This is a genomic window from Halomonas rhizosphaerae (assembly GCF_030012485.1).
Taxonomy (GTDB): Bacteria; Pseudomonadota; Gammaproteobacteria; order Pseudomonadales; family Halomonadaceae; genus Halomonas; species Halomonas rhizosphaerae.
In genome coordinates, this window is record NZ_JASCQQ010000003.1 from 70,094 (window position 1) to 82,172 (window position 12,079).

The window sequence follows — 12,079 nt, forward strand, 5'->3', positions numbered from 1 at the left end:
ACGTCTTGCTTGGCGCTCGGCGCTTTCAGCTCGTGCTTACAAATGCTTGAGAAGCTTCTGCAGCTTCTGCAGGTCGCCGGAATCGCCGACCAGGCGCACGCTGCCGGCCATCATGCCGTCGAGAAAGGCCTGCTGGGTGGGCTTCTTGAGGACCTTGATGGCCGTGGCCTCGTCCTCGAAGCGCAGCTCCAGGTCAAGGTCCACCGGCAGGCCGCGGCCCGCGCGGATACCGCGGGGCGACATGCGGTAGTGGCGGGCGATGGAGAGGTCCTCGGTGGCGATGCCCCAGTCGAGGCCACGCATCTCGCCGAGCAGTTCGCGGAACCGCGCCTTGCGGCGCAGGGCACGCTTGAGCATCAGCCCGAGCAGCCACAACATCATTCGCAGCTTCATATCGGCTCCGCCACCGGGAACAGGGAGTGGTTGGGCGACCCGCACGGGACGGGCCGCAATGCCTTATTTCGCGACGGCGTCCTTGAGGCCCTTGCCCGGCTTGAAGGCGACGGTCTTGCTGGCCGGAATGGTCAGCGGCTGGCCGGTCTGGGGGTTCTTGCCGGTGCGCGCGGCTCGCTCGCGCACGCTGAAGGTACCGAAGCCGATAAGGGTGACATCCTGACCCTGGGAAACGCTACCGGTAATCTCGTCGAGGATCACATTGAGCACCTGGCTCGCCTTGTCCTTGGAAAGATCGGCACGCTCGGCAATCGCCGCGGCGAGTTCTGGCTTGCGCATACAGCCCTCCTGGTATTGGCATCATGTTGCCGGCGATCACCACCGGCGGTGTTGTTATGGCATATGACCTGTCAGTGCATCACGCGCATGCCGGCTCACTCGATCCCGGGGCCTCGTGCCGCAGACGGGGAGATCTCGGGAAACGACATGCGGATGATACCGGTCCTCAACGCCGCTGCCTTGCCGGCTCGCTATCCGCTGCAGGCCCCGTCGTTGACGAGACTAGCCTAGCAACGGCGGCGCGGCTCGCGCCAGTTCGACTTTCCGACGGACGCAGCGTCCTGTCAACGCAAATCCGATCAAACGTCCGTCCTCGGCCTCGGCCAGGGCGGTCAGGTCACCGCCCTCGCCCTCGAGGCGCCAGCGGGACGGGGGACGGGCCGGCGGAAGGGCCACCACCGGCAGCAAGGGGGTCTTGACCAGCACCGGCCAGGGGCCATAGGTCACCGCGGAGGGAGTACCGGTCAGGGTGCTGGCCAGGGCCTTGGCACTGGCCAGCAGCGGCTGCACGTACATGGCATTGACGCCGTCGACGCAGGCCGCATCGCCCAGGGCATGGATGCCCGGCGCCGAGGTGGCCAGGTGCCGGTCGGTGTGGATGCCGGCCTCGCTGACCCTGAGCCCGGCCGATTCGGCCAGGGCGGTACGCGGCCGCAGCCCCGTGGCCACCAGCACCAGGTCGGCCGAGAGCGAGGCGCCATCATCGAGTTCCAGGCCGACGGAGGCGCCATCCGCCCCCAGGGCCACCAGCTGGCGTCCGCTGTGCAGCACCATGCCCGCCTCCCGGAAAGCCTCGCCCAGGGCGCGTCCCAGGGGCTCCGGCACCAGGCGCGGCAGGGGGGCCGGCTCCGGGGCTATCAGCTCGACGGCGTGGCCGCCGGCGGCGAGGTCGTTGGCGAACTCGCAGCCCACCAGGCCAACGCCGATGATCGCCACGCGTGCCGGCCTGCCCAGCGCCTCCAGAGCCGCGTGGAAGGCGCGATAGTCGTCCAGGTCATTGACGCTGAAGACCCGGTCGGCCACGGCGTCGGGCACCGTGAAAGGGCGCACCGGCGCGGCGCCGGTGGCCAGCACCAGCTCGCTCCAGGGCAGGGTCTCGGTGCCGATGGTCAGGGTGCGCTCCACCGGGTCGATGGCCTCCACCCGGGTGTGGGTCCGCACCACGGCCCCGAGATCGGCTGCGACCTCCAGGGCCGAGCGTGCCGCCAGGTGCTCCGGCGGCAGGCGCTTGGCGAAACCGGTGGAGAGCAGCGGCTTGGAATAGTCATCGCCGCTGTCGGCGGTGATCAGCGTCATCGGTCGTGCCGGGTCCTGCCCGCGCAGCTGGCGCAGCAGGCCCAGGCCCGCCATGCCGGAACCGATGATGGTCAGGGGTGCAGCCATGGCAATCCTTCCTGCAGGGGCCGTCGAGATCAGATTTGTCTTCTTTTGATCGGGGCTGACTGGAGTTTTCCTGGCTCTCGCGGCCGGCCACGATAAGCGTTTCCGGTCGCCATGGTACACTAGCCGCCCCCGAAATCGACGCGGAGAGTGACGGTGAGCAACGGCCCGGGAAGCGATCCCCGCTGGCGCCCCCTGGCGGCGGCGCGCCCTGCCATAAGCGCTGCCTGGTGGCAGTGGGTCGCCTCCCGCGACTCGCTCACCGCCCGGCTGATCAGCGCCGGCGGCCAGCGTGCCTTCAGGGTCCGGCTGCTGGACCAGCGCCTCGGCCGGCCACGTCGCGACGAGGCGCTGGCCCTGGGCCTCCCCCCGGCCCGCCATGCCTGGCTACGCGAAGTGGCGCTGTGCCTCGACGAGCGCCCCTGGGTGGTGGCGCGCTCGGTGGTGCCCCTGGACGGGCTGCACGGCCAGCGGCTCGACCGCCTGGGCGAGCGCTCTCTGGGCAGCTGGCTGTTCCGCCAGCCGGACCTGGAGCGCGGCCCCCTGGAGGTCAGTGCCGACCCGGCCCCCTTCCACGCCGCCCCGGGCCCCTGGGCGCGCCGCTCGCTGTTCCGCCACCGGCGCTTCGCCGTGCTGGTCCAGGAGTTCTTTCTCGAGCGCATGGCGGATGACCTCGGGCTGCCTTCACGCTAGGCTCTGCCGGCAAGCTTCCACATGCGAGAGACCGAGATGGATCGATCCCTGATGCACCCCAGGGGCCTGGCCCGGGTGCCCGACTTCCTGCACCTGACCCGCCTCGACCGCCCCATCGGCACCTGGCTGCTGATGTGGCCCACCCTCTGGGCCCTGTGGGTCGCCGCCGAGGGCATCCCCGGTCGCAAGGTGCTGCTGATCTTCGTGGCCGGGGTCTACCTGATGCGCGCCGCCGGCTGCGTGGTCAACGACTATGCCGACCGCCACTTCGACGGCCACGTCAAGCGCACCAGGAACCGCCCCCTGGCCACCGGCCGGATCAGCGAGGGGGAGGCTCAGGCGCTGTTCCTGATGCTGGTGATGGCCGCCTTCGTGCTGGTCTGGTTCACCAACCTCTTCACGGTGATGCTCTCGGTGGTGGGGGTCATCCTGGCCTTCATCTACCCCTTCATGAAGCGCTACACCCACCTGCCCCAGGCCTTCCTCGGCGCGGCCTTCTCCTGGGCGATTCCCATGGCCTTCGGTGCCGTGCTGGGAACGCTACCCCCGGTCGCCTGGCTGCTGTTCGCCGCCAACGTGGCCTGGACGGTGGCCTACGACACCGAGTACGCCATGGTCGACCGCGACGATGACCTGAAGATCGGCATCAAGTCCACCGCGGTGTTGTTCGGCCGCGCCGACCGGCTGATGATCGGCCTGCTGCAGGGCCTGACCCTGGGGCTGCTGGCCTGGGCCGGCGGGCTGCTGGCGCTGGGGGGCTTCTTCTGGCTGGGGCTCGCCGCCATGGCGGCGACCTTCGTGCACCAGCAGTTCCTCATCCGCGAGCGGGACCGGGACCGCTGCTTCCAGGCCTTCCTCAACAACCACTGGTCGGGCCTGCTGGTCTTCGCCGGCATCGCGCTCTCCCTGTGGCCGACGGTGAACGGCGGCTGAGCGGGCGGGCGACAGGCCGAACCTGTCACGCTATTGTCATCATGACGTGCTGTCATCGTCATCGATCTGTCATTGACCACGAGGCTCCGGGATGACCGCCAAGACCGTACTGATTGTCGATGATGAGGCGCCGATCCGCGAGATGATCGCGGTGGCGCTGGAGATGGCCGACTATCGCGTCCTCGAGGCGGACAATGCCCAGGATGCCCACGCCATGGTGGTCGACCACCAGCCCGACCTGGTGCTGCTGGACTGGATGATGCCCGGGACCAGCGGCATCGAGCTGGCCCGCCGCCTGAAACGGGAGGAGGCGACCGCCGAGCTGCCGATCATCATGCTCACCGCCAAGGGCGAGGAGGACAACAAGATCCAGGGGCTCGAGGCCGGGGCCGACGACTACATCACCAAGCCCTTCTCGCCGCGCGAATTGGTGGCGCGCCTCAAGGCGGTACTGCGCCGCGCCACGCCGCGGGGCATCGAGGACCCGGTGGAGGTCGCCGGGCTGCTGCTCGACCCGGTCAGCCACCGGGTCAGCGTCGATGGCCGCTCGCTGGAGATGGGGCCCACCGAGTACCGCCTGCTGCAGTTCTTCATGACCCACCAGGAACGCGCCTACACCCGCGGGCAGCTGCTCGACCAGGTGTGGGGCGGCAATGTCTATGTCGAGGAGCGTACCGTGGACGTGCATATCCGCCGCCTGCGCAAGGCGCTGGGCGAGCCTCATCACCAGCTGATCCAGACCGTGCGTGGCACCGGCTACCGGTTCTCCACCAAGGGCTGACGTGGGGCGGCTCTGGCGACGCGAGCTCTGGCGCCTGGCGACCCTGGTCGCCGCCGGGGCCCTGGTCGGCTGGCCCTTTTCCGCCATTCCGGCCGGCATCGCCGCCGGTCTGCTGCTCTGCCTGACCTTCCACCTGCGCCAGCTGCACGCCCTCTACCAGTGGCTCACCCTGCGCCCCCAGGAGGAGCCCCCCGCCGCCAGCGGCCTGTGGGGCGAGCTGTTCGACCGCCTCTACCGCTACCAGAAGAGCCAGCGCCTCACCCAGCAGCGGCTGCGGGCCACGCTGCAGCGTATCCAGGAGTCCTCCGAGGCGATGCGCGACAGCGTGGTGATGCTCGACCGCCACGGCGACCTGGAGTGGTGGAACAGCGCGGCCGAACGCATGCTGGGCCTCAAGCCCCAGCTCGACCGCGGCCAGCACATCACCAACCTGCTGCGTGACCCGCGCTTCGTCGACTACTTTCATGGCCGCGACTATCGCGAGCCGCTGACCCTGCCCTCGCCCATCGACGAGAGGCTGATCCTGCAGTTCCAGATCACCCTCTACGGCGACGACGAGCGGCTGGTAATGGCCCGCGACATCACCCGGCTGCACCGCCTGGAGCAGATGCGCCGCGACTTCGTGGCCAACGTCTCCCACGAGCTGCGCACCCCGCTGACCGTGTTGGCCGGCTACCTGGAGACCTATGGCGACATGGCCGGCCAGCTGCCGCCGCGACTGGGCCGCGGCCTGTCGCAGATGAAGGCCCAGACCGATCGCATGCAGAACCTGGTCAACGACCTGCTGCTGCTGTCACGGCTGGAGATCGACCAGGGCGGGCGCGATGACGCCCCGCTGGCGATGGGCGAGCTGCTCGAGGCCGTGCAGAGCGACGCCGCGGCGCTCTCCGCCGGCCGCCAGTCGATCGCGGTGGAGGTCGAGGAGTCCCGCGCCCTGGTCGGCAGCGAGCAGGAGATCCGCAGTGCGCTCTCCAACCTGGCCTTCAATGCCGTGCGCTATGCCGGGGACGGGCGCCATATCGTGCTGCGCTGGCGCCCCCATGGCGAGGGCGCCTGCCTGGAGGTGGAGGACGACGGCGAAGGCATCGACCCGGTGCACCTGCCGCGCCTCACCGAGCGCTTCTACCGGGTCGACAAGGGCCGCAGCACCGCCACCGGCGGCACCGGCCTGGGGCTCGCCATCGTCAAGCACGTGCTGCTGCGCCACGACGCCCGCCTGGAGATCGCCTCCCGCCCCGGCCGCGGCGCCACCTTCCGCTGCCTGTTCCCCGCCGAGCGCCTGCGCGACACGAGCGAGAGGGCTCAGCGCGCCTGAGGCGGCCCGCCATGCGCCGCGCCGATCTCGATACCTCGATAGTGCCGCTCCCACATCAGGACGGCGGCGGCCACGGCGCCGGGCAGCAGGAAGAGGTTGGCCAGGGGGATCCAGGTGATCAGGGTCACCCAGCCGCCATAGGTGAGGGTCGGCCACCAGCGGGCCTTCAGCCGGCGACGCATGTCGGCGAAGCTGACCTTGTTGTTGTCCATGGGGTAGTCGAGGTAGGTGATCGCCATGATCCAGGCCGAGAAGGCCGCCCACAGCAGCGGTGCCACCAGGTTGAGCACCGGGATCCAGCTGAGCACGAAGAGCAGCGCCATGCGTGGCAGGATGTAGCCCAGCTTGACCAGTTCGCGCCCCATGGCGTCCATCGCCGTCTTCGCCAGGCCACGGTCGTCCAGCGGCGGTCGCCCGGTCGCCTCCAGCTCCACCCGGGCGGCCAGGAAGCCGTAGAAGGGCGCGGCGATCAGGTGGGTCACCAGGGTGAAGGTGAAGAAGACGATCAGCACCAGGCTGACCACAAAGAGCGGCCAGATCAGCCAGGAGAGCCACTCCAGCCAGCCGGGGACCATGGCCATCCAGCCCTCCAGCCAGCCGCCGAAGTGGCCCAGCACGTACCAGAGCATGGCCGTGTAGACCAACAGGTTGACGACTATCGGCAGGAACACGAAGCGCCGCAGGCCGCGGGAGTAGACCAGGCGGGTCCCGCGGGTCAGCGCCGTCAAGGCATCGAGCATCCGTCACGTCCTCATGTCACACGGCAGGCCGCCGCCCGACGGGGCGGCGGCCTGCATCATTGAGGGTCAAGCGACGTTTGCGGTCAACCCTTGCCCTCGAGCATATCCTTGTCGAGGTCCTCGGGGTCGGTGTGGCGGATATCGAGCCCCTTGACCAGGTAGACCACGTACTCGGCCAGGTTGTTGGCGTGGTCTCCGATGCGCTCGAGGGCCCGCAGGATCCACATCACGCTGAGGACCGACGAGATCGAGCGGGCATCCTCCATCATGAAGGTCATCAGCGAGCGCATGGCGCTGCGGTACTCGTTGTCCACCTCCTCGTCCTCGTGGACCAGCTTGAGCGCCAGCTCGGTGTCGAGGCGGGCGAAGGAGGTCAGGGCGTCGCGCACCATGCGCCGCACGTGCTCGCTGATCATGCGCACCTCGACGAAGCCACGGTTGCCGTTGTCGGCCTCGATCAGGTCGATGGCGTTGCGGGCGATCTTGCTCGCCTCGTCGCCGATGCGTTCCAGGTCGGACGCGGCGCGAATCACCGCCAGGACCAGGCGCAGGTCGGAGGCGGTGGGCTGGCGCCGCGCCAGCACCTGGGTGCACTCCTCGTCGATCTTGATCTGCATGTCGTTGACCGCGCGGTCGTTGGCGACCACGCGCTGGCCCAGTTCGGAGTCACTCTCGAGCAGGGCCGCCACGGCGTCCTGGACCTGCTTCTCAACCAGCCCCCCCATCGCCATCAGGTGGGTCTTGAGCTCCTCGAGCTCCTGGTTGAACTGCCGGGAGATATGCTGGCTGTGGATATCGCTGGTAATGTCCATGGGATCTCTCCTTGGGGCCGGCCGTCAGGCCATGCGCCCGGTGATGTAGTTCTCGGTACGCCGCAGGCGCGGGTGGGTGAACAGGGTGTCGGTGGGGCCATATTCGACCAGCGCGCCGTCCTGCAGGAAGGCGGTGTAGTCGGAGACCCGGGCCGCCTGCTGCATGTTGTGGGTGACCAGCACCAGGGTCAGGTGCGACTTCAGGTTGCCGATCAGCTCCTCGATCTTCAGCGTGGAGATGGGGTCGAGGGCCGAGGCGGGCTCGTCGAGCAGCAGCACCTCGGGGCCCACCGCCAGGGTGCGGGCGATCACCAGACGCTGCTGCTGGCCCCCGGAGAGCGACCAGGCCGAGGCACGCAGCCGATCCTTCACCTCGTCCCATAGTGCCGCCGAGCGCAGCGCCCATTCGATGATGTCGTCGCGCTTGCGCTTGCTCAGCCCCCCCTGCAGGCGCAGGCCGAAGGCCACGTTGTCGTGGATCGACATGGGGAAGGGGTTGGGCGCCTGGAACACCATCCCCACCCGACGACGCAGTTCGGCCACGTCCACCTCCGGCGCGTGGATGTCCTCGCCCTCGAGCTTCACCTCGCCCGTGCGTACCACCTCGTCATTGAGGTCGTGGAGGCGATTGAGCACCCGCAGCAGGGTCGACTTGCCACAGCCGGAGGGCCCGATGAAGGCCGTGACGCGGTGCCTGGGAATTCTCAGGGTGAGATCCCGCAGCGCCGGCGTGTCCCCGTAGGCGAGGCTCAGCCCCCGGATGGCCAGGCTGCTGGCCTCGGGGGAAAAGTCGATGACCGCCGCCGGGTCGGGCGACGGGCGCAGGTCCTGGACGAATGGCATCGAGGCTCCCGGTTGGCGTGGCGGTACTGGGCTCATCGACGGGTGAGCGCCCCGTGACGCGTACTGAGATGATGACGCAGAAATATTGCAGTCAGGTTAAGCACCAGGATCACCAGCACCAGCAGCAGGGCAGTGGCATAGACCAGCGGCATCGCCGCCTGGACATCGCCGCCGTGGAAGGCCGCATCGAAGATATGGTAGCCGAGGTGCATGAACTTCCTGTCAAGATGCAGGAAGGGGAAGTCGCCGTCCACCGGCACCTGGGGCGCCAGCTTGGCCACGCCCACCAGCATCAGCGGCGCTACCTCGCCGGCGGCGCGGGCCACGGCCAGGATCACCCCGGTGAGCATGGCCGGCGTGGCCATGGGCAGCACCACCCGGGAGAGCATCTCCAGTCGGGTGGCCCCCAGGGCCAGGGCGCCCTCGCGCTGCTGGTCAGGGATCCGCGCCAGCCCCTCCTCGGTGGCCACGATCACCACCGGCAGGGTCAACAGGGCCAGGGTCAGGGAGGCCCACAGCAGCCCGCCGGTGCCGAAGGTCGGCGAGGGCAGGGCCGCGTCGAAGAACCACTCGTCCAGGGTGCCGCCGATGCCGTAGACGAACACGCCCAGACCGAAGACCCCGTAGACGATGGACGGCACCCCGGCGAGGTTGCGCACGGCGATCCGCACCAGCCGCGTCAGCCGCCCCTGGTGGGCCACCTCGTTGAGGTAGATGGCCGCCAGGACCCCGAAGGGCGTCACCAGAATCGACATCAGCATCACCATCAGCACGGTGCCGAAGATCGCCGGCCAGACGCCGCCGGCGGTATTGGCCGCCCGCGGGCCCTCCGAGAGGAAGCGCCAGACGCCCTCCCCCCAGGCGACCAGCTTGTCGAACGGCGACATGGCGTTGGGACGCCGCACCCGCAGTACCTGCTCCAGCGGCACCGCCAGCCGCCCGCCGTCGGCGGTCGCGAGGGTCAGCCGGCCGCCTTCCATGGCCGCCTGCAGCGCGCGCAGCCGGGCATTGGCGGTAGCCAGCTCGCGGTCCACGTCACCCCCCTCCTCGAGGGCCCGGACCCGCGGCAGGATGACCTCGTCGCGCAGGGCGTCGCGGGCCTGGCGCAGCGATGTCAGCTCGGCCAGCCGCGCCTCGAGGGCCGGCCAGGCGCCCTCGCCCTCGACCCGTTCTCCCGTCTCGCTCTCCAGCGCCGTGAGCCGGCCGATCGCTTCCCCCCAGCGGCGGCGCTCCAGCACCACCAGGTCGGGCGGATGGCTGACCTCGGCGATGGCCGACACCGCCACCCACTCCCAGCGGGTGCCGTAAAGGTCCCGGTTGCCGGTCCGATAGAGCCGTTCGCGCCCCGTTCCCTCGGGCAGCGGGACCTCGCGGACCCGTTCGCCGGCGAGCTGTCGGCCGTCCTCGAGCACCACCAGGGCGACGGGAGCGGGCCAGAAGTGTTCGAGGCCGCGAACCGCCAGCAGCGAAAGCAGCGCCAGCAGCGCCAGCAGCGAGAGCGCCACGCTGCCCGCCGCCAGCCAGGCGCCGGGGCCCTCACCGCGGGGCAGACGCGCCCGTGAACCGGACACCGGCCTCATGCCCCGCCCCCCAGGCGCCGGTAGCGCCGGCGCAGGCGGGTCCGCACCAGCTCGGCCAGGGTATTGACCAGGAAGGTGAAGACGAACAGCAGCAGCGCCGCCAGCAGCAGCAGTCGATAGTGCAGGCCCCCTGGGCCAGCCTCGGGCAGTTCGATGGCGATGGTGGCCGCCAGGGAGCGCAGGCCGTCCAGGGGGTTCCAGGTCATCAGGGCCGCATTGCCGCTGGCCATCAGCACGATCATGGTCTCGCCCACGGCCCGCCCGGCGCCGATCATCACCGCCGAGAAGATCCCGGGGGACGCCGCCGGCAGCACCACCCGCCACAGGGTCTGCCAGCGGGTCGCCCCCAGTGCCTGGGCGCCCTCCGCGAGGCTTCGCGGCACCCCCGAGAGGGCGTCCTCGGCCAGCGCATAGACGCTGGGCATCACCGCAAAGCCCATGGCCATGCCGACGATGATGGCGTTCCGCACGGCGACGTCGAGCCCCAGGCGCACCTCCAGCCAGTGGCGCAGGTCACCGCCAAACGCCCAGGCCTCGAGCCAGGGCGAGAGCGCGTGGGCGGCAGACAGCAGCAGCAGCAGCCAGGGCACCAGCCACAGGCCCGCCCAGCCCAGCGGCATCGCCTGCTGCAGACGCGGGGGCAGGCGCGACCAGAGGCCGCCCGCGAGCAGCAGCCCGGGCACCAGCAGCACCAGCATGGCCAGGACGTCCGCCAGGTGGCGTTCCACCCAGGGGGCGAGCACCAGGCCGGCGACGAAGCCGATCACCACCCCGGGCAATGCCTCCATCAGCTCCAGCGTTGGCTTCAGGCGGCTGCGCAGGCGCGGCGACATGAACAGGGCCGAGTGGGCGGCCGCGCCCAGGGCCAGGGGCACGGCGATCAACAGGGCCCAGGCCGCCGCCTCCAGGGTGCCCCAGGCCAGGGGCACCAGGCTGACCCGGGCCGCCTCGTCCGTCCCCAGGGTGGTGGTGGGATCCCAGCGATAGCGGGCCGGGTCAGCCGAGCCCTCCATGGGCAGCCAGAGGGCCTGCTGGCTGACCGCCTGCGTCGTGCCGGTGGGCCAGAACAGCGGCACCACCTCGACCGCCAGGAAGACGCCGATGGCCAGCAGCGCGGCGATTACGCCGATGCCGCCCGCGGTGACCAGCACGGTGGCCAGGCGATCGCGCCCCTGACGCAGGCGGCGTCGAACGGAAGTCGGGGAGGAGGAGTCGGGCATGACCGGGCCTGCGCGAAACGGGGGGCTAGCGGAATCGTACGACAGTGTGATGACAGGGAGATGACAGCATCAGCGGCCCGCCTCGTCCAGCACCAGCCCCTGTCGCTGGCGCTGGCGCTGCCGCCTCGCCTCGGGTAGGGCCACGAAACCCAGCTCCTCGACGATCGACTGCCCGGCCGGTGACAGCACTAGGTCGAGGAAGGCCCGCTCGGCGGCCGGCAGGGACTCGCCGGGAGGGTGGTTGAGATAGAGGTAGAGGTCGCGGGACAGCGCATAGTCGCCGCGCCGCACCGCCTCGGGGTCGGGGAAGTGGCGCACCCCCTCGGCTTCGCGGCGCGCCAGGGCCTTCACGCCCGGCGTGAGGTGGTTGAGCCCGGCATAGCCGATGGCCCGCGGGTCTTCGGCCACCGCCGCCACTACCGCGGCGGATCCCGGGTGCTCGTTGACCTCGGGACGGAAATGACCGTCACACAGCGCGATCCGCCGGAACAGTCCCTGGGTGCCGGACGCCGCATTGCGACCATGCAGGCGGATGCGTCCCTCCGGCCTGTCGAGCCCCAGCTGTCGCCAGCGTAGGACTCCCTCGCTTGCCCCACAGCGCCGTGAGTCGGAAAAGATGGCATCCAGCTCGCGATGCCCCAGGCTCTCGAGGGGGTTATGCCGATGGACCACGACCACCAGGGCGTCCCGGGCGACCGCCAGTTGCCGAGGCGGATAGCCGTGGCGCTCGATGAAGGCCCGGCGCTCGGCCTCGTTCATGGGACGGGACATCGGCCCCAGCCGGGTGGTACCGGCGACCAGGGCCGGCGGCGCGCTGGCCGACCCGCTGGCCTGCAGCTGCAGGCGGATGCCGGGATGCTGCCGGGTCAGCGCCTCGCCCCAGCGCAGCATCAGCCCCGCCATGGTATCGGAGCCCACCGCTCCCAGGGTCCCGGCGATCTCCTCTGCCTGGGCCTGGGCCTGGGCCTGGGGCGCACCGAGCATGACCAGCAGCAGCGAGGAGGCGAAACAATGACGCAGGATGGCAGACATCTCAGCTTCCTCGATGAA

13 protein-coding genes are annotated in these 12,079 nt (G+C 70.1%); 4 read left to right on the forward strand and 9 right to left on the reverse strand.

Going from position 1 to position 12,079, the window contains the following annotated elements:
- Positions 1 to 36: 36 nt before the first annotated feature.
- The 3 genes from QLQ86_RS00510 to QLQ86_RS00520 all read right to left on the reverse strand — a co-directional run bounded on the left by QLQ86_RS00510 (position 37) and on the right by QLQ86_RS00520 (position 2,115).
- Positions 37 to 393 carry a hypothetical protein gene (locus QLQ86_RS00510; RefSeq protein ID WP_282733956.1) on the reverse strand — a complete coding sequence of 119 codons (357 nt, stop codon included), beginning with the start codon at positions 391 to 393 and terminating at the stop codon, positions 37 to 39.
- Positions 394 to 456: 63 nt separating this feature from the next.
- On the reverse strand, positions 457 to 732 hold the full coding sequence (locus QLQ86_RS00515; RefSeq protein WP_040183570.1) for an HU family DNA-binding protein: 276 nt from the start codon (positions 730 to 732) through the stop codon (positions 457 to 459).
- Between the two features lie 222 nt (positions 733 to 954).
- Positions 955 to 2,115 (reverse strand): NAD(P)/FAD-dependent oxidoreductase, encoded by a 1,161-nt coding sequence (locus QLQ86_RS00520; RefSeq protein WP_282815597.1) that lies wholly within the window; start codon positions 2,113 to 2,115, stop codon positions 955 to 957.
- Between the two features lie 153 nt (positions 2,116 to 2,268).
- On the opposite strand from QLQ86_RS00520, the gene QLQ86_RS00525 reads away from it, so the two are divergent.
- From QLQ86_RS00525 to phoR, 4 genes are all read left to right on the forward strand, one after another.
- Positions 2,269 to 2,805, forward strand: coding sequence for a chorismate--pyruvate lyase family protein (locus tag QLQ86_RS00525; protein ID WP_282815598.1), 537 nt, complete (start codon positions 2,269 to 2,271; stop codon positions 2,803 to 2,805).
- Positions 2,806 to 2,841: 36 nt separating this feature from the next.
- Positions 2,842 to 3,738 (forward strand): 4-hydroxybenzoate octaprenyltransferase, encoded by an 897-nt coding sequence (gene ubiA, locus QLQ86_RS00530; protein WP_282733954.1) that lies wholly within the window; start codon positions 2,842 to 2,844, stop codon positions 3,736 to 3,738.
- A 91-nt stretch (positions 3,739 to 3,829) separates the two neighbouring features.
- Complete coding sequence (phoB, locus tag QLQ86_RS00535) at positions 3,830 to 4,519, forward strand: phosphate regulon transcriptional regulator PhoB (protein ID WP_282733953.1); 690 nt, start codon at positions 3,830 to 3,832, stop codon at positions 4,517 to 4,519.
- A 1-nt stretch (position 4,520) separates the two neighbouring features.
- Positions 4,521 to 5,834: a phosphate regulon sensor histidine kinase PhoR gene (phoR, locus tag QLQ86_RS00540; protein WP_282733952.1), complete on the forward strand. Its 1,314-nt coding sequence runs from the start codon at positions 4,521 to 4,523 to the stop codon at positions 5,832 to 5,834.
- Here phoR and cysZ read toward each other — a convergent pair.
- From cysZ to QLQ86_RS00570, 6 genes are all read right to left on the reverse strand, one after another.
- On the reverse strand, positions 5,822 to 6,574 hold the full coding sequence (cysZ, locus tag QLQ86_RS00545; protein ID WP_282733951.1) for a sulfate transporter CysZ: 753 nt from the start codon (positions 6,572 to 6,574) through the stop codon (positions 5,822 to 5,824). The genes phoR and cysZ overlap by 13 nt on opposite strands.
- Before the next feature lie 83 nt (positions 6,575 to 6,657).
- Positions 6,658 to 7,386: a phosphate signaling complex protein PhoU gene (phoU, locus tag QLQ86_RS00550; RefSeq protein WP_133637172.1), complete on the reverse strand. Its 729-nt coding sequence runs from the start codon at positions 7,384 to 7,386 to the stop codon at positions 6,658 to 6,660.
- Between the two features lie 24 nt (positions 7,387 to 7,410).
- The gene (pstB, locus tag QLQ86_RS00555) at positions 7,411 to 8,229 is read right to left on the reverse strand and encodes a phosphate ABC transporter ATP-binding protein PstB (RefSeq protein ID WP_282733950.1); all 819 of its coding nucleotides are present in this window, start codon (positions 8,227 to 8,229) and stop codon (positions 7,411 to 7,413) included.
- A 32-nt stretch (positions 8,230 to 8,261) separates the two neighbouring features.
- Positions 8,262 to 9,809, reverse strand: a complete 1,548-nt coding sequence (pstA, locus tag QLQ86_RS00560; RefSeq protein ID WP_282733949.1) for a phosphate ABC transporter permease PstA — start codon at positions 9,807 to 9,809, stop codon at positions 8,262 to 8,264.
- Positions 9,806 to 11,029, reverse strand: coding sequence for an ABC transporter permease subunit (locus QLQ86_RS00565; protein ID WP_282733948.1), 1,224 nt, complete (start codon positions 11,027 to 11,029; stop codon positions 9,806 to 9,808). Before QLQ86_RS00565 ends, pstA begins: the two co-directional genes overlap by 4 nt.
- 69 nt (positions 11,030 to 11,098) lie before the next feature.
- Positions 11,099 to 12,061, reverse strand: a complete 963-nt coding sequence (locus QLQ86_RS00570) for a phosphate ABC transporter substrate-binding protein (RefSeq protein WP_407650019.1) — start codon at positions 12,059 to 12,061, stop codon at positions 11,099 to 11,101.
- Positions 12,062 to 12,079 lie beyond the last annotated feature (18 nt).

Coding starts and splice junctions, on each gene's coding strand:
- QLQ86_RS00510 (WP_282733956.1), bottom strand. CDS start 393: ATGAAGCTGCGAATGATGTTGTGGCTGCTCGGGCTGATGCTCAAGCGT.
- phoB (WP_282733953.1), top strand. CDS start 3,830: ATGACCGCCAAGACCGTACTGATTGTCGATGATGAGGCGCCGATCCGC.
- pstB (WP_282733950.1), bottom strand. CDS start 8,229: ATGCCATTCGTCCAGGACCTGCGCCCGTCGCCCGACCCGGCGGCGGTC.
- phoU (WP_133637172.1), bottom strand. CDS start 7,386: ATGGACATTACCAGCGATATCCACAGCCAGCATATCTCCCGGCAGTTC.
- QLQ86_RS00520 (WP_282815597.1), bottom strand. CDS start 2,115: ATGGCTGCACCCCTGACCATCATCGGTTCCGGCATGGCGGGCCTGGGC.
- QLQ86_RS00570 (WP_407650019.1), bottom strand. CDS start 12,061: ATGTCTGCCATCCTGCGTCATTGTTTCGCCTCCTCGCTGCTGCTGGTC.
- pstA (WP_282733949.1), bottom strand. CDS start 9,809: ATGAGGCCGGTGTCCGGTTCACGGGCGCGTCTGCCCCGCGGTGAGGGC.
- ubiA (WP_282733954.1), top strand. CDS start 2,842: ATGGATCGATCCCTGATGCACCCCAGGGGCCTGGCCCGGGTGCCCGAC.
- QLQ86_RS00515 (WP_040183570.1), bottom strand. CDS start 732: ATGCGCAAGCCAGAACTCGCCGCGGCGATTGCCGAGCGTGCCGATCTT.
- cysZ (WP_282733951.1), bottom strand. CDS start 6,574: ATGCTCGATGCCTTGACGGCGCTGACCCGCGGGACCCGCCTGGTCTAC.
- QLQ86_RS00565 (WP_282733948.1), bottom strand. CDS start 11,029: ATGCCCGACTCCTCCTCCCCGACTTCCGTTCGACGCCGCCTGCGTCAG.